This is a genomic window from Kitasatospora sp. NPDC002551 (genome assembly GCF_040296005.1).
Taxonomy (GTDB): Bacteria; Actinomycetota; Actinomycetes; order Streptomycetales; family Streptomycetaceae; genus Kitasatospora.
This window is the reverse complement of sequence record NZ_JBEOWI010000034.1, coordinates 79644-102194: the sequence shown is the minus strand read 5'-3', so window position 1 is coordinate 102194 and position 22551 is coordinate 79644. Positions and strand designations below refer to the sequence as shown.

Below are 22551 nucleotides of genomic sequence, written 5' to 3'. Positions count from 1 at the left end.
GCGGACACCCGTCCGCCGGCCGCCCCCCCGCGGACCTCAGGCCAGCAGCTTGTCCTTGGCCTTCTGGTACTCCTCCTCGGAGATGGACCCGGAGGCCTTGAGGTCGGCCAGCTTGGCCAGGCCCTCGACATGGCTGGGGCCGGGCGGCGCCGCCCCGGGCTCGGCCCCGGGCGTGGTCGCCGCCGCGTCCCGGATGTAGGCCTTGAAGGCGGCGTCCGCCTTCTGGGCCTGGGCGATGTCGCGTTCACCCATGCCCTTGCCGCGCGCGATGACGTAGACCAGCACACCGATCAGCGGCAGCAGGATCACCAGGAGCATCCAGCCGGCCTTGGCCCAGCCGCCCATGTCGTGGCTGCGGAAGATGTCCGTGATGATCTTGAAGAGCAGGAAGAACCAGAGGATCCAGAGGAACAGCTCCAGCATCGTCCAGAAGATGTTGAGCAGCGGGTAGTTGTCCATGACGGCTCCCGTCGGTGCGGGCCCGAGACGGACCCGAGTCCCTTCGAGTCATATCACCGGATATCGGACACCGGGGCCCGCTGCTGCGCCATTCCGGTGGTCTTCGGGGAGCAGGGGAACAGCGGCGGCTCAGGGGAACAGTGGCGGCTCAGCGCGGACGCGACCGCAGCTCCAGGGCCAGGCCGATCAGCTCGCCCCACCACGCCTCGTGGCCGCGCAGCAGCAGTTCCCGCGCCTCGGCCGGGTCCGCCGCGCGGACCTCGACCACCTGCTCGCCGTCGTCCGGGTTGGTCGGGACGGAGTCCACGGTGACCTCGGCCCAGCCCCAGAGCCAGGCCTTCTCCGGGTGCGGCTGCCACGGCCGGTAGGGCACCGGGTCGTCGGTCACGCAGCGGTGGGCGCCCAGCCAGACCGGCTCGCCGAGCAGCCGCGCGCCGGCCTCCTCGCGCAGCTCGCGCACCAGGCAGGAGGCCACCGACTCGCCGTGCTCGCGGGTGCCGCCGGGCAGGAACCAGTGGTCGCGCTCGTCGCGGCAGAGCACCACCCGGTCGTCGGCGGTGAAGCCCACCAGGTGGATGTTGGTGACCAGCTCGTCCGGCGGCAGGACGGTGGAGAACTGCGCGTCGTAGCGGCCCCAGGCCCAGTACTGGGGGGCGTGCAGGGCGGGGAAGAGCGCGGCCAGCTCGGCGGCCCGGCCGGCCTCGGCGGGGCGGGGCGGTCTGGGGATCAGCGGGGCCCCGGCACCGTCCGGTGGCGTGGCGGTGCCCGTGGTGCCGGTGCCGCCGGTGGGGCCGCCGGGCTCGGAGGTGTCGGCGGTGCCGGAGGTGTGGGTGGCATCCGTGGTATCGGTCATTCGGTGATCGTAGTCCCGGCCGGATGCGGCACGGGGCCCGTCCGGTGAGCGAGCGTCAGCTCCGTGGCGTCGAGAGCGCGCGACCGGCGCGGGACCACCGCTTCCAGCGGCCTTCCGGCCCAACTGCCCAGCGAGATCTCGGCGGTGATCCCCGGGCCGAAGCCCGCGATCAGCCCCTGGGTGCCGTCCTCGACCCCGCCCTCCTCGAACATCCGGGCCAGCGCGTCGAAGACCACGGCGCTGGCGATGTTGCCGCGTTCGGTGAGCGTGGCGCGGGAGAACCGGAACGCGACCGGCTCCAGGCCGAGGAACTGGCAGAGGTCGTCCAGGATCCGCGGGCCGCCCGCGTGCACGATGTAGAAGCCGAGGCCGGAGACGTTCCAGGCGTGCTCGACGGCCAGCGCGCGCAGGGCGGGGGCGAGCATCTCCATCGTGCCCGGGACGCGCTTGTCGAGCTGGAAGTGGAAGCCGGTGTCCTTGACCCCGTAGGAGATCCAGTTCTCGGTGTCCGGCACCAGGTGCGAGCCGTTGCGCTCCAGGTGGACGCCGGTGCCGCCGCGGCCGCGCAGCACGACGGCGGCGATCGCGTCGCCGAACAGGCCGTTGGAGAGCAGCGAGCCGACCCCGATGTCGGTGGGCTGGTAGCAGAGCGAGCAGAACTCGCAGGCCACGATGAGCACGTTGGCGCCGGGATAGGCGCGGCAGAAGTCGTGCGCCCGGTTGACGGCGGCGCCGCCGGCCGCGCAGCCCAGCTGGGCGATCGGCAGCTGCCGGGTGTCGGAGCGGAAGCCCATGGAGTTGATCAGCCACGCGGTCAGCGAGGGCATCATGAAGCCGGTGCAGGACACGTAGAGGATGAGGTCGATGTCCCGGGCGGCGAGCTCGGCGTGGCCGAGGGCGCGCTCGACCACCTCGGGGACGCGGCGCTTGGCCTCCCGCTCGTAGACGGCGTTGCGAACGGTGAAGCCGGGGTGGTGCAGGGTCTCCTCGATGGGCTGGACCAGATGTCTGGTCCGTACCCCGGTGTTCTCGATCAGCCGTAGGGCGAGGCCGAGTTGCGGGTGGTCGGCGTGCAGGGTGCGGGCCAGGTCGAGGGTCTCCTCGAGCGTGATGACGTGCTCGGGCACGGCGATGGCGGGTCGGCAGAGTGTGGCCATGGGGAGGTCTCCGAGGGGCAAGTGGCCGAGGGGGCGCGGCCGGGTGCGGCGGGGGGTGGCGCGGCGCGGTCACCGGACGGTGGTCACCAGGCGACCGGCAGGGTCTGCGGGTAGCGCCAGATCGAGCCGGTCCGCCAGTCCAGCTCGGCGGGCGGTACGGCCAGCCGCAGCTTGGGGAACCGGTTCAGCAGAGTCCCGATGGCCACCTGGAGCTCCATCCGGGCCAGGTGCGAGCCGAGGCAGTGGTGGGTGCCGTAGCCGAAGGTCATGTGGGTGGGCGCGCCGCGGTCGAGGTCCAGCTCGTCGGGCCGCTCGTACACCGCCGGGTCGCGGTTGGCGGCCAGGTAGGAGACGTGCACCGGCTCGCCGGCCCTGATCAGCACGCCGCCGAGCTCGACGTCCTCGGTGGCGACCCGGGCGATGCCGACGCCCTGGCGGAACGGGATGAAGCGCAGCAGCTCCTCCAGGGCGCGCGGCAGCGTGTCCGGCTCGGCGCGCAGCTTGGCGAGCTGGTCGGGGTGGGTGAGCAGGGTGTAGGTGATGTTGGAGAGCTGGTAGGTGCTGGTGTCGTGGCCGGTGACCAGCAGGACCATGGCCATCACGGCGAGTTCGTCGTCGTCCAGCAGTTCGGCGCCGTCCCGGGCGGTGGCGAGCGCGCTGATGAGGTCCTCGCCGGGCGAGCGGCGGCGGGCGGCGGTGAGCTCGGCGAAGTAGGCGCGCAGCGCGGCCTTGGCGTCGACCTGGCCGGCGCCGCTGCCGGGGCCCATGGACATCATCGCGACGGCGTGGCCGCGGAGTTCGGCGCGGTCCCCGGCGGGGATGTCGAGCAGCTCGCAGATGGTGGTGAGCGGGAGCCGGGCGGAGAGGAAGCGGACGAGGTCGGCCGGGGCGCCGTGCTCGGTCATCTCGTCGAGGAAGCCGTCGACCACGCTCTGGGTGTGCGGGCGCAGCCGTTCCACCTGGCGGTTGGTGAAGCCCTGGGCGACCAGGCGGCGCAGCCGGTTGTGGGCCGGCGGGTCCATCAGGTTGATCGACTCGACCTGCGCGATCGGGGCGGGCGTCATCCGGGGCAGGTCGCGGCCGATTCCGGCGGCGCGGCTGAACCGGCGGTCGGTGGTGACCACCCGGACGTCCTCGTAGCGGGTGGCGAGCCAGGCCTCGCCCTCGCCGTGCGGCAGACGGATCCTGGCGATCGGCTCCTCGGTCAGCAGGCGCTTGAGCAGGGGGTCGAACTCCAGGCCGTCGGTGTGGTTGAAGGGGCAGTCCCACACGGGGGCGGAGGTAGTCACGGGCTGGTCCCAGGGGCCGGATTCTGCCGCCCGGACGAGGTTGTTCGGGCGCGGACGTGCTGATGTTGCCCCCAACGGCCCGGGAAAGCGGGGACTCGGCTGATAGTTCCCTCGATCGAGGGAGATTGACGATTGTCATGCGATATGGGGGAGTTGAGGGCGCCGTCCGCGGCCTCTTCCGGGGCGCCGCACCGGCACGCGGCGGCGCCCCGACCGGGCCTGCGGCTGACCGGGCGAGCGCGTCGGCGGGCGTGCCGCGGGGCGGCTCAGCGCGCGGTGCGCGGGCCCACGCCGTACAGGACGGTGTCGACGATCCGGGCCGCCAGCGTGTCCGGGTCGCCCTCGGCGGGCCCCGCGCCGCCGTCGCCGTGCAGGACCTCGCCGATGAGCGCGTAGTAGACCCGGCGCACCCACTCCAGGTCCGCGTCCGGGGCGATGAACCCTTCGTCCCGGATCCGGCCGAGCAGGTCCCGGCAGCGGCGGGCGATCGCCTCGTGCGTCCGCGCCGCCTGCTCGCTCTGGACGACGGCCGGCCCGAGGGCGAAGCCCCAGGCGGCCTTGACCCGCAGCACGTTGGCCGTCGCCCGGTGCAGCGCGACCAGCGGCGGGGCGGTGTCCGGGCGGCCGTCCTCGACCGCCTCGGCGAGCTTGGCGGCGGCCTCGGCGGCCAGCGCGTCCACCAGTGCCTGCCGGTTGGCGAAGCGGCGGTGGACGGTGGTCCGGGTGACCCCGGCGGCCTCGGCGATCTGCTCCATGGACGCGCCCGGGGTCTCGGCCAGGACGCGCTCGGCCGCGGCGAGGATCGCGCGGACACTGCGCTCGGCGTCGGCGCGCAACGGGCGTGCGGGCGTGCTGCTCATCGTGTGCCTCCAGCTCTGGCGTACCCGGGGAACGGTACAGCGGGGAAGCGGCTCGACGATTAAGTGAAACAAAGGTGTCGCATTTTTTCGATTATCCGATACTCTCTTGTCACAGATAGAGAGACAAGGAGCACCACCGTGCGCACCGCCACCACCGCTCTGATCACCGGCGCCTCCTCCGGCCTGGGCGCCGAGTTCGCCGCCCGACTCGCCGCGCGCGGCCACGACCTCGTCCTGGTCGCCCGCTCCGCCGACCGCCTGCACGACCTCGCCGAGCGCCTCGGCAAGGCCCACGGCGTCACCGTCCACGTCCTCGTCCAGGACCTCTCCGCCCCCGACGCCGCCCGCCGGGTGGCCGCCGAACTCGCCGACCGGGGCCTGAGCGTGGACCTGCTGGTCAACAACGCCGGCTTCGGCACCTGCGGCCGGTTCGAGACGATCGACGGGCAGCGCGACCACGAGCAGCTGATGGTCAACGTCGTCGCGCTCGTCGACCTCACCCACGCCCTGCTGCCCGGCATGCTCGCGCGCGGCCGGGGCGCGGTGGTCAACGTGGCCTCCACGGCGGGCTTCCAGCCGACCCCGTACTTCGCCGTCTACGGCTCGTCGAAGGCCTTCGTGCTCAACTTCAGCCTCGCGCTGCGCCAGGAGTACCGCCGGCGCGGCATCCGCGTCCTGGCCCTGTGCCCGGGGCCGGTGGAGACGGGGTTCTTCGACGTCATCGGCACCCGGAAGGCCGCCGTCACGGGTGCGTTCACCACCGCGGAGTCGGTGGTCCGGGCGGCGCTGCGGGCCCTGGACGCCGACCGCTCCTACGTCGTCCCCGGCCGCTCCAACGCGATCGGCGCCCACCTCGCCCCGCGCCGCCCGCGAGCCCTGGTCGCCGCGATCGCCGAGCGGATGTCGCGCGGCGTGCGGGACGCCATGGCCTGAGGCCCGCGTCCCGGGGGCTCAGCGCCAGTCGGCGGTGTCGACGGCGCTCATCACGCCGCCCGAGGCGTTGTAGAGGACGAGCATCCGGGCCGGGTCGAGCGGCCCGGCCCAGGCCAGGTAGGCACGGATGATGGCGCGGCTGCGCGCGTCCACCGCGTCCGGGTGGTCGGTGGCCAGGTAGGTGTTGACGTGGTCGTCCTGCTTCACGGCCCGGTTGAGCGCGGTGACGTGGCCCACGACGGCCGCCCGCTGCTCCTCGGTGCCGTGCTGCTCGACCCACCGGGTGAAGGCGGCGGTGCTGTCCTCGGCCCCGGGCATCGAGGGCATGACGGAGGGCGCGTGGGCGGTCGGCCGAGGAGCCGGCCCGGGCGCCGGCGCACCGCCGGTCGGCCGGAAGGCGACGGCGATCAGGAGCGCGGCCACGGTGCTCACGCCGATCGTGAGCGCACGGTGCTTCATCGGGTGCCTCCCCCGGTCGGAACGCCAAGCGACTCTAACAGTCCGCCAGTTCGGGGGTCGGTCGGGGGCGAACCCCGCCGGGGACCGGCTCCGCCGCCGCTGCCCTCCCGGGGCTCCGCGCCGGAAACGGGCCGGAAGAAAAATCGCTTGACCTGGTTGCGGGTCGGCGTTGCACTGGGCCGGGCACCATGCGTCGTGGTGCCGGTGACCTGGGGAGGCGGCAGTAGCGATGGAGATTCGTTCCACGACCGAACGGGACCGCGAGGTCTTCGTCAGGACGATGCACGCGGCGTTCGGGCTCTTCCCGGGGGAGACCACCGAGGACGGGGGCGGGGCGTGGTGGTCGGCGTTCGAGCTGGACCGCGGGGTGCTCGCCGTGGCGGCGGACGGGCGGCCCGTCGGCACGGCCGGTGCGTACTCCTTCGAGCTGACCCTGCCGGGGGAGGTGATCGTCCCGGTCGCCGGGGTGACCGCCGTCGGTGTGCTGCCCTCGCACCGGCGCCGGGGCGTCCTCAGCGCCATGATGCGCCACCAGCTCGCCGAGTTGCGCGAGCGCGGGGAGTTCCTGTCGGTGCTGCTGGCCTCCGAGGCCCTGATCTACCGCAGGTTCGGCTACGGGCCGGCCACGTACACGGGGCGGCTGACGGTTCCGCGTCACCGGGCCGCCCTCGCTGAGCCCCGGGCCGGGGGCGGGGGCGGGGACACCGGCTCCGTCGAGGTGCTGCGGAGCACCGAGTGCCGGGAGGTCCTGGAGGAGGTCTACGACCGCTACCGCCGTGCCCAGCCGGGCGCGATCTCCCGGCCGCACCGCTGGTGGGCCCTGCGCGCGGGCCAGCCCCCGATCTCCCCGGCGCCGCGCTACGTCGCCGTGCACCGGGACGCCGACGGCGTCCCGGACGGCTACGCCAGTTACGCCCTCAGCGACCCCGACCCCGTGACCAGGGCGATCACCCTGACGGTGGACGAGACCATCGCCCTCGACGACACGGCGTTCACGGCCCTGGCCCGCTACGTGCTCGGCCACGACCTGATCACCGAGGCCGTCTTCAAGCACGTCCCGGCCTCGCACCCGCTGCGCTGGCAGCTGGAGGACCTCCGGGCCGGCGCGACGGGCCTGGAGATGGACTGGCTCTGGGTGCGGCTGCTGGACGTGCCGCGCGCGCTGACCGCGCGCGGCTGGTTCGCGGACGGCGAGCTCGTCCTCGACGTCGGGGACTCCTTCCTCGGCGAGCACGGTCGCTGGCTGCTGACCGTGCGGGACGGCAAGGCCGAGTGCGTCCCGACCGACCGGGACCCGGACCTGTCGCTCGACGTCAGCGACCTGGGCTCGGTCTACCTCGGCGGTACCACTCCCAGCACCCTGGTCCGCGCCGGCCACATCCGCGCCCACCACGCCGAGGCCGCCGCGCTCGCCGACGCCCTCTTCCGCACTCCCCGGCCCCCGCAATGCCTGCACTGGTTCTGACCGGCGGGCCGCCCGGTGGACGGGTGCGTCACCGGGCGGTGCCGGCTCCCACCGCGGCCGCCGCGGCCAGGTAGGCCAGCACCAGGGGCCGCTCGTCGCCCCGTCGGGCGGCCACGGCCAGCCGGGACGGCGAGACGCCCCGGACCGGTACGGCGACCACCTCGTCCCGGGCGACCAGCGGGGCGTTGCCGGCGGCCGGCAGCACCACCCCCTGGCCGTTGGCGGCCGCCGTCTCGGCGTCCTCCCAGGCGGCGAGCATCCCCCGGGCGTGCGGCAGCAGGGCCTCCCCGACGGTGGTCAGCCGCACCGCCCGCCGGTCGCGGTGGAACAGCGGTGCGCCGAGCTGCTGCTCCAGCATCCGGATCTGCTTGCTGAGCGCGGGTTGCGAGACGAACAGCCGCTCGGCGGCCCGGGTGAAGTTCAACGCCTCGGCGACCGCCGCGAAGTGGCGCAGATCGCGCCCGTGGACGTCCATGACCCATGGCTCTCACGACAGGTCCTGGACGCGGACCGGATCGCGGCGAAGGATGGGAGCCGCCGGCGGGAGGGCCCCGGCGGCAGCCGACAGGGGAGACGAAGCGATGACGGGGAGCGGAAAGGTCTGGCTGGTCACCGGCGCGACCAGCGGCTTCGGGCGGGCCATCGCCGAGGCGGCGGTCGCCGCCGGTGACACGGTGATCGGCACGGCCCGGCGGCCCGAGGCGCTGGCCGACCTGGTCGCCGGGCATCCCGACCGGGTGGAGGCCGTCGGCCTGGACATCACCGACGGCGCGCGGATCGACGCGGTGGCCGCCGACGTCCTGGCGCGCTACGGGCGGGTGGACGTGCTGGTGAACAACGCAGGCCGCACGCAGGTCGGGGCGTTCGAGGAGACCACCGACGGTGAACTGCGCGACCTCTTCGAGCTGCACGTGTTCGGTCCCGCGCGGCTGACCCGGGCCCTGCTGCCGCAGATGCGGGAGCAGGGCGGCGGATCGATCGTGAACATCAGCAGCGTCGGCGGCCAGCTGTCCTTCGCCGGGTTCTCCGCGTACAGCGCGACCAAGGCGGCGCTGGAGCAGCTGTCGGAGGGCCTCGCCGACGAGGTGGCGCCGTTCGGCATCAAGGTGCTGATCGTGGAGCCCGGCGCGTTCCGCACCAACCTCTTCGGCAAGGACGCGGCCCACTTCTCCGAGGAGCACCCGGCCTACACCGAGAAGGTCGGCGCCACCAGGAAGCTGGTCCGCGACGGCAACGGCGCCCAGCCCGGCGACCCGGCCAAGGCCGCCGCCGCCATCCGCCTGGCCCTGGACGCCGAGAACACCCCCCTGCGCCTCGCCCTCGGCGCCGACGCCACAGACGCCCTCCTCGCCCACCTCGACGCCGTCCGCGCCGAACTCACCACCTGGGAACAGACCTCCCGCGCCACGGCCTTCGACCCCCGGTGACATTCCCGGGGCGGTGGCCCGCCGTTCCACTGCCAGGTGTGAAGAGCGAGCGGGATACGACGCTTGCCTGACGCAGGGTTGCCTTGGCCCTCACCATGGGACCGGCCAAGGCAAGTGCCACCTCGCAGACAGAGCGCAGGAGGACCCATGACGCTAGGGTTCGTTGCCAAGGATCCCAACAGCGCCGATGGCGAGTCGCCCACCATCTGGGTCGACGAATCCACGGCCGACCTGGTGATCCAAGGCTGGAAGGTCGACGAATCCACGGCGGCCGAGTGTCGGAGGGCCGGTAGCATTCCCGAACACGAGGCCGTCGGCCGGGGCGTGGCGATCCGTCGCGCCCGGATCGTCTCGGAGCCGGTCAGCGATTACATCCGGTACGAGTACGACGTGACGTTCCCGAACGTCGTGGCCGGCGAGCAGGTGCGCTGGCTCCCGCGCCGCCGCGCATCCGACCTGGCCCTGCCCGGGAACGACTTCTGGTTGTTCGACGACAAGCTCGTCCGGTGGGGGTACTTCTCCGGAGACGGCGACTCGCTGGGCGGCGAACTCACCGAGGACGAGGCCGCGGTGCAGCTCTGCCGCGGCGCCTTCGAGGCGGTGTGGACCCGGTCCGTTCCGCACGACGACTACCGAGTCTGAAACCGGGGGACGGGGCGGGATCCGGACGACGGTCGGCAACAGCATGTCCTACACGCCGTCCTCCAGCGTCGTCGCGGCTCGGAAAGCCCTGGCGACCCGTCTCAGCGACATCCGTGCCGATGCCGGTCTCACCAGCAGCGAGCTGTCCGAGCGCTGTGGCTGGCACAAGTCCAAGACGTCCCGCCTCCAAGCAGGGCTGTCGGCGCCGACGGAGAGTGACATCAGGGCCTGGTGCCACGCTTGTGGTGCCGCCGACCGGATCGACGAGCTGATCACTGCCTCGCGCACGGCCGAGACGATGTACATGGATTGGCGCCGGATGGAACGGGCCGGCCTGCGCCAGGCGCAGGAGGCCGTCCGTGACATCTATGAGCGCACCCGTGCCTTCCGGGTGTACGCGAGCAGGGTTGTTCCCGGCATGGTCCAGACGCGTGAGTACACCACGGCGGTCCTGCAAGCCGTTCAGCGGTCCCGCACGGTCATCGACGATGTGGTCGCAGCCGTTGACGCGAGGATGGCGAGGCAGGAGATGGTCCTCTCGGGTGGCCGGACCTTCGCACTGGAGCCGTCATCGCAGTTCCACGCCATCGCTTTCTGCCCGACCGGATCTGGGTGGAGAGGGACGACGGCGGACTCGCGCCGTGCGAGCTCCGAGACGAACCGGGGCGGTGGTGCGAGGCCGCGTACGCGAATGCCCCGGTCGTGACGCAGCTCAATGACGGGGCGGAGGCCGATGCCGAGGAGGACGCTCTGCCGTCCTCCTCGGCATCGTCGCCCGCCATGGTGGTGCGGATGCTGGAGGACCTTGACCTTCGGGAGGGTCTGAGCGTCCTGGAGATCGGTACCGGGACGGGCTGGAACGCCGCTCTGCTCGCGCACCGCGTCGGTGGCGAGAACGTCACCTCGATCGAGATCGACGCGGCCCTCGCCCGGCATGCCCGGGGGGTTCTGCACGCGGCCGGCTCGGGAGTGGAAGTCGTGTGCGGCGACGGATCGAGAGGATGGCCTGGCCGGCAGCCGTACGACCGGATCGTTGTCACCTGCGCCGTGCGACGAGTACCAGTGGCTTGGATCGAACAGACCAGACCCGGTGGTGTCATCGCCACTCCGTGGGACAGCCCGATGCTGGACTGGGGGATGCTCAGGTTGGTGGCCGGGGAGGACGCGACGGCGGAGGGACGCTTCAGCGCATACTCATCGTTCATGCTGATGCGCAATCAGCGGACCGATCTGCGGATCTTCCGTGATGTCGTCCATGACGACCAACAGCCTGTGGAGGGGCGGCCAGCGCTCTCCCCCTGGCAGGTCGGCGGTGACGACTGGGAGGCGCGCTTCGCGCTCGGCCTGCGGTTGGGGGACGTCTGGACGGCGTGGGACCACGAGCCGGAGGTCGAGGGCGTGGCATCGCGGCTCTGGGTGGCCACCACGGACGCCCGGTCCTGGGCTGCCGTGGACTCGGACGGCGCGGCGGGCGACCGGTACACCGTCTGGCAGTACGGGCCGCGTCGGCTGTGGGACGAGGTGCAGGCGGCGTACGACTGGTGGGAGGCTGCGGGATCCCCGTCGCCGGATCGGTTCGGGCTGACGATCAAGGGTCAGGAGCACCTGGTCTGGCTGGACGAGCGGGCACAGGAGGTCCGTCGGCTCCCTTGAGAAGCCGCGAATCGCGTGGACGGCCCGCCGCTCCAGGGTTGGAGCGGCGGGCCGTTCGGTGTTTCAGGCCTCGACGGTGGCGGCGAAGGTGATGAAGGCCTGCCAGCTGTCGGGGGTGAAGGTGAGGTGGGGGCCGCTCTTGTCCTTGGAGTCGCGGACGAGGACGGCGTGAGCCGTCTCGGCCACCTCGACGCAAGCAGTGCCCTCGTTACCGCTGTAGCTGCTCTTGAACCACGCAAGCTCGGCCATGCCTACCGCTCTCCCAGGATCTTCTCGATCAAGGCCAGGGACTCCGCCAGGTCCAGAGCCTGCGCCCTGATGCTGCTGTACCGTGCGTTCATGATACGGACCTGATCGGCGTCGGTGATGAGCCTGTTGACGTGCTGGACCTCGGCGAAGGCGATCTGCGGCCGGCCCTTGGGAGTGAGGAGGATGAATGAGCCTCCCATGCCTGCGTGATGCGTTCGCTCCAGTGGCATCACCTGCAGTTCAAGGCCGCGCACATTTCCGACCTTGAGCAGGTGCCGGAGCTGGCCCTCGTGGATGTCCCAGCCTCCGATGGGGCGGCGGAGCACACTCTCGTCGATAACCCAGCTCATCAGCGGGAGCGGGGTGCGAGTCAGGACCTCTTGCCGGGCCATGCGGGCTGCCACCCACTTCTCGACCATGTCGTCGGGGAGCGTCGGCCTGCGCATCTCGTACAGTGCCCGCGCGTGTGCTTCTGTCTGCAGTAGTCCCGGGATGTCAAGCGTGGACCAGTCGTTCATCTCGACGGACTGAGCTTCCTCGGTCGTGAAGGCCTTCGAGAAGGCGGGGTGCCGGGTGCTGACCCGGATCTTCGCCTTCATCACGTCGTCGGCGATCGCCTTCAACAGCCCGCCAGCACCGAGCAGTTCGTCCGCCGCGTTGAGGAACTCCACGCGCGGCGTCCGTCGGCCGCGCTCGATCGCGCCGATCAGGTCCTCGCTGTACCCGAGCCTTTCGGCCATCTCGCGCTGCGTCAGTCCGGCGCGCTCGCGCAGGATCTTGATGATCTTCCCCACCGCGCTGTAGAACTCCGAGACCCCCTCGGCGTCGCCCACCGACTCGTCGTTCTCGAACACGCTTCCCGTGATCCCGCCCACCGTGAACCACCCCATTCTCGTATGACCGCGCCTTCGAGCGATTTCCCGCAACCGGCCCGACAAGCCACTGTCCGCGCGTGCACAGGCACTCTGCGTACCTGGCGATTGCGTGGTCAGCGTACGGCTGACCCCCCAGGCTTTGTCACATGAAGTCCGAATTTCCCCTCGACAACCCCACCCCGCGCGCCCACACCGCACTCCTGACTTCCACCCCCAGGGGCGCCGCCGCCGGGCGTCGGATCGCCAGACAACAGTTCGCCACCTGGGGGGTCAACTCCCTTTCCCCGGAGGCCTATCAATCGGCGCTCCTCATCGTCGCGGAGTTGGCCGCGAACGCCTCGATCCACGGGCGCGTGCCGGGGCGCGGGTTCGAACTCGCGCTCTCACTCACCACCGTGCGCCGTTCGCGCACCTCCGTGCTCCGGATCGAGGTGTCCGACCCTCGCGGCGACCGGCAGCCCGTCCTGCCCTCCGCCGGCGGCTGCCCCGGCGAGTCGTGCTCCGGACGCGGCCTCACCCTCGTCGACGCCCTCGCCGACCGCTGGGGCACCGTCCCCCGCGAGCCCAACTCCAAGACGGTCTGGGCCGAACTCGACCTCGCCCCGGTCCATGCCGACGTCCTCTGAGCTCCCCGCCACCCCCACCACGGTCACCGTGCTGACGGTGCTCCCGATCGCCCTCCTGCTCGCCCTCGCCGCGTGGGTCTTCCCCCACCCCGCGGAGCGTCCACCCGCTGCTCCCGGTGCCACCGCGACCGCGGCCCCCTGACCCCCCCCGCGCAGGAAGTCGGCCCCACCGACTTCCTGCGCTCTCACCTCGCCGCGGTCTCCGTCCTCACCCAGTCCAGGTACGCGGTGCTGCCCGCCACCACGGGGACGGCGACGACCTCCGGGGTGTCGTAGTCGTGGTGCTCGTTCACGAAGTCCGCCAGAGTGTCGGCGAGTTCGGCGCGGGTTTTGAAGTCGATCCGCCACTCGGCCGCGTCCTGGACCGCGCCCTCCCACCAGTAGACGGACTGGATCCGGTACACCTGCGCGCACGCCGCGAGCCGGGCCCGGACCACGGCCGCCGCCAGCGCCCGGGACTTCGCCTCGTCGTCATGGGTCGTGGTGATCACGAGAAGGTCGCTCTTGTTCGTCGTCATGCAGAAAGCCTAGGAGCGGCGGTAACCTACTCACTCACCCAGCGGGGGACACACCCAAAGCCATCCTGAAATCGCCTTTTCTGACGCGTGCCTGACGATCCGTCGTGTCGCGGCACGCTCTAGGGAGTACCTATGTCCCGGAGCCGCAAGCTCCACCGCCTCAGCAGCCCCGACACCGCCGAGCGCCGCGCGCAGCGCATGCTGTTCCGGCATCTGCGCGACGACACCAACGCGAACCGCGGCCGGCTGGCGCGGCGGGTGCGCGAACTCCAGCTCCTCTTGGAGATGGACCCGATCGAGTTCGAGGGGCTGATAGCCCGGCTGATGGAGTCCATGGGCATGCGGGTCGAGCTCACGGCCCGGTCGAAGGACGGCGGGGTGGACGTCCGCGGCATCGACACCGACCCGTTCCGGGGCGGGAACGTGATCGTGCAGGTCAAGCGGTACCGGGACACGGTCACGCCGTCGGCCGTCCGCGACCTCTTCGGCACGCTGCAGCACGACCGGGAGGCCACCAAGGCCGTGCTGGTCACCACCAGCAAGTTCGGGCCCAGCTCGCACCAGTTCGTGTCCGGCAAGCCGATCACCCTGATCAACGGGGCCGAGCTGGTCGGTCTGCTCAAGCACCACGGCTTCCACGAGATCTTCGCCCCCGCCTACGGGGAGATCGAGGAGGGCGCCGGTGCCGCGCAGCCGGCGATCGAGGTCGCCGCCGAGCCGGCCCGGCTCCTGCTGCACTGGACGGGGGAGGAGGAGTACGACATCGCCGCGCTCGTCTGCCAGAGCAACCGCGCCCTCTCCGACGACCACCTCGTCTTCTACAACAACGCCTCCACGCCGGACGGTTCGGTCCGTCTGGTCACGGGCTACGAGGACGCCAACGCCTGCCTGATGGTTGACTTCGAGGCTCTCCCCGCCGAGGCCGACCGGCTCGTCGTCATCGCCGCCGCCGACACCGAGAACCATCCCGGCGCCACCATGGCCGGGTTCGCCGGACCGGCGCTGATCCTGGAGGCCGGCGCCGACCAGGACGCCGCCGTCGTGCACCTGGCCGACGGCGCGGAGTCCAACATCGCGATGCGGCTCGGCCGCTTCGACCGCGACGACGCCGGGAACTGGGACTTCACCCCCGCCCTGGCCGGCTACCCGGGCGGTCTGCGGCAGGCCGTCGTCGCCTACGGCCTGGAGGTCGCGGACGAGGAGGCGGTGGCCGCGGGGGCGTAGTGCCCGGCCCGCCCGTACAGGAAGTCGGCGGGTCCGACTTCCTGTACGGGCGGGCCGGCCGGAACGATCGTGTGCCGGGCGTTCGTTGGCCCGGGCATGGTGGTGGTGACGGTGGTCCTGGCGGTGACGGCGCTGGTGACCGCGCTGTTCGTGATGGCGGCGCTGCGCACCGGGCGTCGGCGCTCGCGGGCGGGGACGGTGGCGGGCGGGCTCGGGATGACGGCGGTCGAGGAACTGCACGCGCTGTTCAACGCCAACAAACGGGTCCAGATCGAACAGCGCCAGGCACAGCTCGTCCTGCGTGACGACGAGCACGCCGGCGCTCCGCCCGGGGCGGGCGTCGACCTGGACGCGGGTGTCGCGAGGGTCCGTCCCCGGGGGTGAGCGGCGGAGCGCGGAAACGGTTCGCCCACGGACCGGCCGGTGTGTCAGGATGCGCCCCGTCTCTTTGTTCGACCCGGGGGTTCTTCTGATGATGCGTCGCTCCACCGTGCTCGCCGTCACCGCCACGGCGGCCTGCCTCGTCGGCCTGGTGGGCTGCAACGACGACGCGGCGCCGACCGCGTCCCCGACCGTGTCCACGACGGCCACGAGTACGCCCGAGGCGGTACCGACCCCGACGGCCACGCCGACGCCGACTCCCACGCCGACCCCGACGCCGACCCCCACGCCCACCGCCACCGCCGTTGCGACGACGGCGGGTGGGGTGATCGACCCGGAGAAGGCGCTCGCACTCGCCGAGAAGACGCCGTACGCGGCCACCCAGGACTTCACGACCGAGGGCGGTCCGCTCAGCGCCGCCACCAAGGCGCGGGTGAACCTCAACGGGCCGGTCCGCTCCGGCCGGATCACCGAGTCCATGAGCGCGGGCGGCAGCGACCTCCTCGGTGGCGCCGGTGACGGCGGCCCGACCGTCATCGTGACCGACGACGGCACCACCTACATCAAGAGCGGCGGGGGCTGGCGCACCTCCCCGCTCGGCGACCGGATCCCCGACTACCACGGCTACGCCAAGGCGCTGCTGGCCGTCGGCCCGTCCGCCCGCAAGGGGATGGAGGACTGCGACGGCACGCCGTGCTTCCACCTCTCCGGCACGCTCGACATGGAGCGGATGAAGGCCGTGGAGCCCGAGCAGTACAAGATCTACAAGGGCAAGGGCGTGGCGAGCTTCCAGCTCGACCAGTGGATCGACGCCCGGGGCCGCACCGTCCGCTACGACCGGAAGACCGAGCTGCGGGGCGTCCCGATGCGCACCCACGGCACCTTCCGCGACTTCGGCCCGGCCGAGAAGGTCGACGCGCCGGTCTGACGCGCCGGTCCCTGACGTACCGCGACGCCGACGCCCCCCGGGGGGGGCGGGGGCCGCCCGCCGCGCGCGGGGGGGAGGAGGCGCGGGGCGGGCGGCGTTGGAGGGTGGTCCAGTGGGGGGAGTGCGCGGTGCTGAGCTTCAACCTGGACTAGACCACCTGAGGGCGTCAAGAACTTCCGGTGCATCAAAGGCGGCTGATGGAGAGGCTTACGCGGACCTTAAGGTTCCGGCGGCCCACCCCCCCCGGCGGTGACGGCTTGACCTAGAGCGCACTCCAAGGGGGAGGCTGTAGCCCGTTGATCCGACCGCGGTCGGCGCCACGGGGCCGACAACAGTGAGGAGTACCGTCATGCGCAACGCCACGCTCGGCAGCGAGGGTCCCGAGGTCGGGGTCGTCGGCCTCGGCTGCATGGGGATGACCTGGGCCTACGACGTCCACAACCGCGACGACGACAACTCGGTGCGGGTGATCCGGCAGGCACTGGACCTCGGTGTCACGCTGATCGACACCTCCGACATCTACGGCCCGTACAGCAACGAGGAGGTGGTCGGCGCCGCGCTGGCCGGGCCCCACCGGGAGCGCGCGGTGCTCGCCACCAAGGTGGGCCTGGTGCCGGGCAACGCCGAGGAGCGGGTGCTGCGCAACGGGCGGCCCGAGCACATCCGGCGGGCGATCGACGACAGCCTGCGCCGCCTCGGCACCGACCACGTCGACCTGTACCAGCTGCACCGGATCGACCCGGAGGTGCCGGCCGAGGAGTCCTGGGGCGCGCTCGCCGAGGCCGTGGCGGCCGGAAAGGCGCTGCGGATCGGGCTCTCCGAGGTGGACGTCGAGGAGATCAGGCGCGCGCAGGCCGTGCACCCGGTGGCCTCGGTGCAGAACGAACTGTCGCTCTGGACCAGGGACTCGCTCGCCGAGGTGCTGCCGTACACCGAGGAGCAGGGGATCGCGTTCCTGCCGTTCTCCCCGCTCGGCCGCGGCTTCCTGACCGGTGGCATCGCCTCCTTCGACGAACTGCCGGCGGACGACTTCCGCCGCCAGCTGCCGCGCTTCCAGCAGGAGGCGCTGAAGGCCAACCTGGCGCTGGTGGAGCGGGTGAAGGCGGTCGCGGCGCGGATCGGCGCGACGCCCGCGCAGGTGGCGCTCGCCTGGGTGCTGGCCCAGGGGCGGTACGTGCTGCCGATCCCGGGGACCAGGACGCCGAAGTACCTGGCGGAGAACGCGGCGGCGGCCGACCTGGTGCTCTCGCCGGCGGACCTCGCCGAGCTGGACGCGCTGCCGGCCCCGGCGGGCGGGCGGTACTGAGCGGCGGCGGGCGGCTCCGGCGCCGTGGAGGGTCAGGAGCCGTCGCCGCGTACCAGGCGCAGGGCGGGCCGGGCGGTCTCCGCCGGGCCCGGGCCCGGCTGCGGCCGCTCGTCCGGCAGATCGTCGATCATCCGCTGGACCATGGCGCGCAGCTGCGCCTTGCGGTCGTCGTCGGCTTCCTCGTCGCCCGGGTAGAGGACCACGAACCGGGCGCCGGTGGCCTCGTCCTCCCCGCTGTAGGCGAGGTAGTTCGGCAGCGGCGGTTCTTCCGGCACGGGGGCCTCCGGTGTTCGGGGGGTCCACCGTAGCGGATCGCCGCCCCGGCGCCGCGCGGATCGGGCGGGAACGGCGGGACGTGGTCGGGGCGGTGGGCCTCGGCGTCACCGGTCGGTGCACGGGCCGGGCGGGCGGCGCTCCTGGATCCAGATCTGCTTGCGGCCGGTCTCGCCCGGCGCCCGCACCGGCGTGTCGACCGTCCGGTCGAGCCGGAAGCCGAGCCGGCGGGCGACCGCGGCGCTGGCGGTGTTGGCCGGGTCGCAGTGGATCTCGACCCGGTGGATCCCGGGCAGGGCGAGCGCCGCCGCGGCGACCGACCGGGCGGCGGCGGTGGCGATGCCGCGGCGGCCGTGCGCGGCGCTCACCCAGTAGCCGATCTCCAGCGCGCCCGGGCCGATCCTGCCGTGCAGGCCGAACGAGCCGATCACCCGGCCGGGTTCGGCGTCCAGGCCGGCCAGGTAGATGAAGTCCGTGCCGGCGTCCCAGGCGGCGACGCCGGCCGCGGTGAGCTCGGCGGTCCGGGCGGGGGAGGGTGCCTCGGCGGCCCACTCCAGCCAGGGGCGCAGGTGGTCGAGGTCGGCCCGGACGGCGGCGTTGAGCGCGGGCGCCTGGGCCGGGGAGCGCCGCCGCAGGACGATCCCCTCGGCCGGCCGCAGCAGTTCGGGCGGCCGGCCGGGGGTGGGTGCGCCGGGCGCGGGCACGGGCACGAATGCGGGCGTGCCCCCGTTCGGCGGCGGCATGACGTGATTCATGACAGCGATTATCTCGGCGTCCTGTACCTGTCACCACCGGCCGCCGCCGCGCGCCGGCGTCGTCCGGGGGCGCGTCAGAGGCGGACCATTACCTCGTCGAGCGCCTTGCGCCGCAGGTCCGGGACGCGCGCCCCCTCGGCGGGGTAGCCCACCGGGATGACGTAGGCGGCCCGCTCCTCCTGCGGCCGTTCGCACACCTCGTTGAGGAACTTCATCGGGCTCGGCGTGTGGGTGAGGGTGGCCAGGCCCGCCTGGTGCAGCGAGGCGAGCAGCAGGCCGACCGCGATCCCCACCGACTCCTTGGTGTAGTACGGACGCGGCGAGGTGGGGCCCTTGTGCACCTCGAAGACGACGATCACGGCCGGCGCGTCCTCCAGGAACGGCTTGTGCCAGTCGGTGCCGATCGGCGCCAGCGCGGCCAGCCACTCCTCGGAGGCCCGGTGCGCGTAGAACTCGCGCTCCTCGGCCTCGGCGGCCTCCCGCAGCCGGCGCTTGCGCTCCGGGTCGGTGATCACCACGAACCGCCAGGGCTGCACATGGGCGCCGCTGGGGGCGGTGTTGGCGGTGCGGACCGCCCACTCGACCACGCCGTCCGGGATCGGCCGGGTCGAGTAGTCGCGGACGGTGCGGCGCTGGTCCATCACGTCGTGGAAGGACCTGCTGCGGGCCTCGGCCTCGTGGGCGGGCACGGTCATGGGGGTGAGCGGAACGGTCGGGTAGGACGCGTCCGCCACCGCGCTGTCGAGCGCTGTGCTGTCAACCATGGGCGACAGCACAGCACATGACGGCGGGCCGGGGAAGAGGTCTGGACCTCGTCCCCGGCCCGTGGCCCGTCCCTGGCGGCTACAGCTCGCGGACCCTGCCGCCGCCGACCTCGATCCGCCGGTTCACCGCGACCGTGTCCAGCATCCGCCGGTCGTGGGTGACCAGCAGCAGGGTGCCGTTGTACGAGCCCAGCGCCTGCTCCAACTGCTCGATCGCGGGCAGGTCCAGGTGGTTGGTGGGCTCGTCCAGCACCAGCAGGTTCACCCCGCGCGCCTGGAGCAGCGCCAGCGCCGCCCTGGTCCGCTCGCCGGGGGAGAGGGTGTCCGCCGGGCGCAGCACGTGCGCCGCCTTCAGGCCGAACTTGGCCAGCAGGGTGCGCACCTCCTCCGGCGCGAGTTCCGGGACGGCGGCGGCGAACGCCTCCAGCAGCGGCCCCCCGCCGAGACCGTGCTGGTCCTTGAAGATGTGCCCGCGCGCCTGGTCCACCTCGCCGACCACCACGCCGGAGCCCAGCACGGCGCTGCCGGAGTCGAGTTCGAGCCGGCCCAGCAGGGCGGCCAGCAGGGTGGACTTGCCCGAGCCGTTGGCGCCGGTGATGGCCACCCGGTCCGCCCAGTCGATCTGCAGGTCCACCGGGCCGAGCGTGAAGTCGCCGCGCCGGGCGGTGGCCCCGCGCAGGGTGGCGACCACGGAGCCGGAGCGCGGCGCGGAGGCGATCTCCATCCGCAGCTCCCACTCCTTGCGCGGCTCCTCGACCACGTCCAGCCGCTCGATCATCCGCTGGGTCTGCCGGGCCTTGGCGGCCTGCTTCTCGGTGGACTCGGTGCGCATCGCGCGCCCGATCTTGTCGTTGTCGCTCGACTTGCGGCGGGCGTTGCGGACGCCGTTCTCCATCCAGCCGCGCTGCATCCGGGCCCGCGCCTCCAGGCCGGCCTTGGTGTCGGCGTACTCCTCGTACTCCTCGCGGGCGTGCCGGCGGGCGGTGGCGCGCTCCTCCAGGTACGCCTCGTAGCCGCCGCCGTAGAGGTTGATCTGCCGCTGGTGCAGGTCCAGCTCCAGCACCTTGGTGACGGTGCGGGCCAGGAACTCGCGGTCGTGGCTGATCACCACGGTGCCCGCGCGCAGGCCCTTGACGAAGGACTCCAGCCGCTCCAGGCCGTCCAGGTCGAGGTCGTTGGTGGGCTCGTCGAGCAGGAAGACGTCGTAGCGGGAGAGCAGCAGCGAGGCGAGGCCGGCGCGGGCCGCCTGGCCGCCGGACAGGGCCGTCATCGGCAGGTCCAGCGAGACCTTGAGGCCGAGCGAGTCGGCGACCTCCTCGGCCCGCTCCTCCAGGTCGGCGCCGCCGAGGTCCAGCCAGCGGTCCAGGTTCACCGCGTAGGCGTCGTCGGCGCCGGGCACGCCGTCCACCAGGCCCTGGGTGGCCTCGTCCAGTGCGGCCTGCGCGGCGGCCACCCCGGTGCGGCGGGCCAGGAAGTCGCGCACCGACTCCTCCGGGCGGCGCTCGGGCTCCTGCGGGAGGTGGCCGACGTTGGCGGCGGCGGGGCTGAGCCGCACCGAACCGCCCTCCGGGGTGTCCAGGCCGGCCAGCAGCCGCAGCAGGGTGGACTTGCCGGCTCCGTTGACGCCGACCAGGCCGATCACGTCGCCGGGGGCGACGACCAGGTCCAGGCCGGAGAAGAGGGTGCGGTCGCCGTGGCCGGCGGCGAGGTCCTTGACGACGAGTGTGGCGCTCATGATGTCCCGATTCTAGGCGGGCGGGCGCGGACGCCGCCGGGGGGCGGCGGCACCTCGGTGCCACCGCCCCCCGGCGGAGCGGGTTCGGCGCCGCTCGGCGCCGTGCCGCTCAGTGCCGCTCAGTGCCGCGCAGTGCCGTTCAGCGTCGTTCAGGCCGTGACCGGGGTCACTTGGCCTTCTTGGAGAAGTACTCCAGCGCGTGCTGGGCGACGTCGTCCAGGTACGGGCCGGCCTCCCAGGTGTTGTCGAAGCCGCCGATGGAGGTGTCGGAGACCAGCACCTGCTTGCCGTCCCTGGTGGCGAACCAGCCGCCGCCGCTGTCGCCGCCGGTGCCGTTGCAGCCGGTCATCAACATGGTCGGGCGGGACGGGTCCATCGAGCGGCGGGCCGGCTTGCCCGCCTCGCAGCGCTCCAGCTCCATGCCGTCGAACGGCTTGCCGGCCGGGTAGCCGTAGGTGCTCACCGCGGCGATCTGCTCGCGCGGGGCGTTGAACCAGACCGGCACCGAGCCGCCGACGACCTCTTCCAGCGACTTGCCGCTGCCGTCCGGGTTGGCCACCTTGAGGATGCCGAAGTCGTACTGGCTCCACGGGCCGCCGTTCTCCGGGTCGGCCTCGGCCGCCCACTGCGGGGAGATCATGCCCGCGACGGCGCCCCACTCGCCGTACGGCTCGGCCTCGGCGAGCGAGCCCTTCCTGCCGCCGCTGACCGCGCCGCTGCTGTTGAACGCCGGGGCGAAGGTGATGTTCGTGTGGTACTTGCCGCCCTTGCCGCCGTGCAGGCAGTGGCTGGCCGTCCAGACCAGGTTGCTCCGGCCCGGGTTGGCCGGGTCGGAGACGACGGTGCCGGAGCAGACGTAGTCCTGGTTGCCGTCCTGGAAGAACAGCTTGCCGTTGACGTGGGCCGGCTTGGCGTACGGGTGGGCGACGGGCTTCATCTCGACCGGCTTGGGCTGCGGGTCGTTCTGGCCTCCGCCGCTGCCGCCGCCGGGCTGGGCGGGCGCGGCGCTCGTCGGCGGCGCCGTCGGGGCCGCGGGGGCCGCCGAGGTGGGCTGGGCGGTCGGCTGGGCGGACGGCTGGCCGGTGGGCTGGGAGCCCGGGCCCGGCTTGTAGGGCTTGGCCTTGAGGATCTTCTGCAGGTCCCAGAAGCCCTTGACCGCCGGGGTGATGACGTTCTGCTGGGCCCACTTGTCCCAGTCCTCGAAGCTCCACTTCCCGAGCTCGTCGGCGGTCGGCAGCTTGATCGGCGGCAGACCGCCCGGCTTGCCGGTGGAGCCCGCGGTGGCCGCCGTGGCCGCCGTGGTCGCGGCGGTCTGGGCGGCGGACGGGCCGGCGACCGGGTCGCTGTTCTCCGGGCCGCACGCCGTCGCGACGACCATGGTCAGCGTGACGACGGACGCGCCCAGCGCGGCACGCGTCGCCCGGGATATCGGTGACATGAGTTGGTTCCCCCTGTGAATGCACGCCACGGCCGCGAGAGTGTCGAGCGGCTGGCAGGGGAGGAGTCTGCCACGCGCGGCGGACGCTCTCCGGCCACCGGAGCGGTCCGGGGCGAGGCCGTCACCGGATCGGCACGTGATCGGCACCGAAAAAACCGGTTGCACGCCTTCGGGGCCCTCCGTAGCGTGATGCCTGCCACTCGCCCGAACAGGAGAACGCCGTTGAACTACTGAGGTCCCGAGACACCGCCCCCGCCGCACCGCAGCCCTGCCGCCGGTTCT

Annotated in this window: 27 protein-coding genes; 12 read left to right on the top strand and 15 right to left on the bottom strand. The window is 72.7% G+C overall.

Annotated elements, in window-relative coordinates:
• Window positions 1-36: 36 nt before the first annotated feature.
• From ABT093_RS26230 to ABT093_RS26210, 5 genes are all read right to left on the bottom strand, one after another.
• On the bottom strand, window positions 37-459 hold the full coding sequence (locus ABT093_RS26230; RefSeq protein ID WP_350568659.1) for an SHOCT domain-containing protein: 423 nt from the start codon (window positions 457-459) through the stop codon (window positions 37-39).
• A 148-nt stretch (window positions 460-607) separates the two neighbouring features.
• On the bottom strand, window positions 608-1312 hold the full coding sequence (locus ABT093_RS26225; RefSeq protein ID WP_350568658.1) for an NUDIX domain-containing protein: 705 nt from the start codon (window positions 1310-1312) through the stop codon (window positions 608-610).
• Entirely contained in the window at window positions 1309-2469 is a 1161-nt protein-coding gene (locus ABT093_RS26220; RefSeq protein ID WP_350568657.1) for a type III polyketide synthase, read from the bottom strand. Before ABT093_RS26220 ends, ABT093_RS26225 begins: the two co-directional genes overlap by 4 nt.
• An 83-nt stretch (window positions 2470-2552) precedes the next feature.
• Window positions 2553-3758, bottom strand: a complete 1206-nt coding sequence (locus ABT093_RS26215) for a cytochrome P450 (RefSeq protein WP_350568656.1) — start codon at window positions 3756-3758, stop codon at window positions 2553-2555.
• Between the two features lie 266 nt (window positions 3759-4024).
• Window positions 4025-4618: a TetR/AcrR family transcriptional regulator gene (locus ABT093_RS26210; protein ID WP_350568655.1), complete on the bottom strand. Its 594-nt coding sequence runs from the start codon at window positions 4616-4618 to the stop codon at window positions 4025-4027.
• A 138-nt stretch (window positions 4619-4756) separates the two neighbouring features.
• Between ABT093_RS26210 and ABT093_RS26205 the strand changes: the two genes are divergently transcribed.
• Complete coding sequence (locus ABT093_RS26205) at window positions 4757-5551, top strand: SDR family NAD(P)-dependent oxidoreductase (RefSeq protein WP_350568653.1); 795 nt, start codon at window positions 4757-4759, stop codon at window positions 5549-5551.
• Between the two features lie 18 nt (window positions 5552-5569).
• On the opposite strand, the gene ABT093_RS26200 is transcribed toward ABT093_RS26205, so the two are convergent.
• Window positions 5570-6010, bottom strand: a complete 441-nt coding sequence (locus tag ABT093_RS26200; RefSeq protein WP_350568651.1) for a hypothetical protein — start codon at window positions 6008-6010, stop codon at window positions 5570-5572.
• Window positions 6011-6239: 229 nt separating this feature from the next.
• Here ABT093_RS26200 and ABT093_RS26195 point away from each other — a divergent pair, with 229 nt between their 5' ends.
• On the top strand, window positions 6240-7475 hold the full coding sequence (locus ABT093_RS26195) for a GNAT family N-acetyltransferase (RefSeq protein ID WP_350568650.1): 1236 nt from the start codon (window positions 6240-6242) through the stop codon (window positions 7473-7475).
• A gap of 28 nt (window positions 7476-7503) precedes the next feature.
• Here ABT093_RS26195 and ABT093_RS26190 read toward each other — a convergent pair whose 3' ends face one another.
• Window positions 7504-7950: a LysR family transcriptional regulator gene (locus tag ABT093_RS26190; protein WP_350568649.1), complete on the bottom strand. Its 447-nt coding sequence runs from the start codon at window positions 7948-7950 to the stop codon at window positions 7504-7506.
• 106 nt (window positions 7951-8056) lie between these two features.
• Between ABT093_RS26190 and ABT093_RS26185 the strand changes: the two genes are divergently transcribed.
• The 4 genes from ABT093_RS26185 to ABT093_RS26170 all read left to right on the top strand — a co-directional run bounded on the left by ABT093_RS26185 (window position 8057) and on the right by ABT093_RS26170 (window position 11197).
• Entirely contained in the window at window positions 8057-8902 is an 846-nt protein-coding gene (locus tag ABT093_RS26185) for an oxidoreductase (protein WP_350568648.1), read from the top strand.
• Between the two features lie 147 nt (window positions 8903-9049).
• Window positions 9050-9544: a DUF6879 family protein gene (locus tag ABT093_RS26180; protein ID WP_350568646.1), complete on the top strand. Its 495-nt coding sequence runs from the start codon at window positions 9050-9052 to the stop codon at window positions 9542-9544.
• 43 nt (window positions 9545-9587) lie between these two features.
• Window positions 9588-10250 (top strand): Scr1 family TA system antitoxin-like transcriptional regulator, encoded by a 663-nt coding sequence (locus ABT093_RS26175; protein WP_350568644.1) that lies wholly within the window; start codon window positions 9588-9590, stop codon window positions 10248-10250.
• The gene (locus ABT093_RS26170) at window positions 10247-11197 is read left to right on the top strand and encodes a methyltransferase domain-containing protein (RefSeq protein ID WP_350568642.1); all 951 of its coding nucleotides are present in this window, start codon (window positions 10247-10249) and stop codon (window positions 11195-11197) included. The genes ABT093_RS26175 and ABT093_RS26170 overlap by 4 nt, the downstream gene beginning before the upstream one ends.
• Before the next feature lie 63 nt (window positions 11198-11260).
• Here the strand turns inward: ABT093_RS26170 and ABT093_RS26165 are convergent, their stop codons facing one another.
• Window positions 11261-11446 carry a DUF397 domain-containing protein gene (locus ABT093_RS26165; RefSeq protein ID WP_350568640.1) on the bottom strand — a complete coding sequence of 62 codons (186 nt, stop codon included), beginning with the start codon at window positions 11444-11446 and terminating at the stop codon, window positions 11261-11263.
• Between the two features lie 2 nt (window positions 11447-11448).
• Window positions 11449-12300 carry a helix-turn-helix domain-containing protein gene (locus tag ABT093_RS26160; protein ID WP_350568638.1) on the bottom strand — a complete coding sequence of 284 codons (852 nt, stop codon included), beginning with the start codon at window positions 12298-12300 and terminating at the stop codon, window positions 11449-11451.
• Window positions 12301-12467: 167 nt separating this feature from the next.
• Between ABT093_RS26160 and ABT093_RS26155 the strand changes: the two genes are divergently transcribed.
• Both ABT093_RS26155 and ABT093_RS26150 read left to right on the top strand, forming a co-directional pair.
• On the top strand, window positions 12468-12947 hold the full coding sequence (locus ABT093_RS26155; protein WP_350568637.1) for an ATP-binding protein: 480 nt from the start codon (window positions 12468-12470) through the stop codon (window positions 12945-12947).
• Window positions 12931-13089 carry a hypothetical protein gene (locus ABT093_RS26150; RefSeq protein ID WP_350568635.1) on the top strand — a complete coding sequence of 53 codons (159 nt, stop codon included), beginning with the start codon at window positions 12931-12933 and terminating at the stop codon, window positions 13087-13089. Before ABT093_RS26155 ends, ABT093_RS26150 begins: the two co-directional genes overlap by 17 nt.
• Window positions 13090-13132: 43 nt before the next feature.
• Here ABT093_RS26150 and cutA read toward each other — a convergent pair whose 3' ends face one another.
• On the bottom strand, window positions 13133-13465 hold the full coding sequence (gene cutA, locus ABT093_RS26145) for a divalent-cation tolerance protein CutA (RefSeq protein ID WP_350568633.1): 333 nt from the start codon (window positions 13463-13465) through the stop codon (window positions 13133-13135).
• Between the two features lie 132 nt (window positions 13466-13597).
• Between cutA and ABT093_RS26140 the strand changes: the two genes are divergently transcribed.
• The 4 genes from ABT093_RS26140 to ABT093_RS26125 all read left to right on the top strand — a co-directional run bounded on the left by ABT093_RS26140 (window position 13598) and on the right by ABT093_RS26125 (window position 17304).
• On the top strand, window positions 13598-14689 hold the full coding sequence (locus ABT093_RS26140; protein ID WP_350568632.1) for a restriction endonuclease: 1092 nt from the start codon (window positions 13598-13600) through the stop codon (window positions 14687-14689).
• A gap of 96 nt (window positions 14690-14785) precedes the next feature.
• Window positions 14786-15073: a DUF6191 domain-containing protein gene (locus ABT093_RS26135; RefSeq protein ID WP_350568630.1), complete on the top strand. Its 288-nt coding sequence runs from the start codon at window positions 14786-14788 to the stop codon at window positions 15071-15073.
• Window positions 15074-15161: 88 nt separating this feature from the next.
• Window positions 15162-15998: a hypothetical protein gene (locus tag ABT093_RS26130; protein ID WP_350568629.1), complete on the top strand. Its 837-nt coding sequence runs from the start codon at window positions 15162-15164 to the stop codon at window positions 15996-15998.
• A 349-nt stretch (window positions 15999-16347) separates the two neighbouring features.
• The gene (locus ABT093_RS26125) at window positions 16348-17304 is read left to right on the top strand and encodes an aldo/keto reductase (RefSeq protein WP_350568627.1); all 957 of its coding nucleotides are present in this window, start codon (window positions 16348-16350) and stop codon (window positions 17302-17304) included.
• A 32-nt stretch (window positions 17305-17336) separates the two neighbouring features.
• On the opposite strand, the gene ABT093_RS26120 is transcribed toward ABT093_RS26125, so the two are convergent.
• From ABT093_RS26120 to ABT093_RS26100, 5 genes are all read right to left on the bottom strand, one after another.
• Entirely contained in the window at window positions 17337-17579 is a 243-nt protein-coding gene (locus ABT093_RS26120) for a hypothetical protein (protein ID WP_350568626.1), read from the bottom strand.
• Between the two features lie 105 nt (window positions 17580-17684).
• The gene (locus tag ABT093_RS26115; RefSeq protein ID WP_350568625.1) at window positions 17685-18332 is read right to left on the bottom strand and encodes a GNAT family N-acetyltransferase; all 648 of its coding nucleotides are present in this window, start codon (window positions 18330-18332) and stop codon (window positions 17685-17687) included.
• 74 nt (window positions 18333-18406) lie between these two features.
• Window positions 18407-19096, bottom strand: a complete 690-nt coding sequence (locus ABT093_RS26110; protein ID WP_350568624.1) for a nitroreductase family protein — start codon at window positions 19094-19096, stop codon at window positions 18407-18409.
• A 79-nt stretch (window positions 19097-19175) separates the two neighbouring features.
• The gene (locus ABT093_RS26105) at window positions 19176-20831 is read right to left on the bottom strand and encodes an ABC-F family ATP-binding cassette domain-containing protein (protein WP_350568623.1); all 1656 of its coding nucleotides are present in this window, start codon (window positions 20829-20831) and stop codon (window positions 19176-19178) included.
• A 166-nt stretch (window positions 20832-20997) separates the two neighbouring features.
• Window positions 20998-22269, bottom strand: a complete 1272-nt coding sequence (locus ABT093_RS26100) for a trypsin-like serine peptidase (RefSeq protein ID WP_350568622.1) — start codon at window positions 22267-22269, stop codon at window positions 20998-21000.
• Window positions 22270-22551 lie beyond the last annotated feature (282 nt).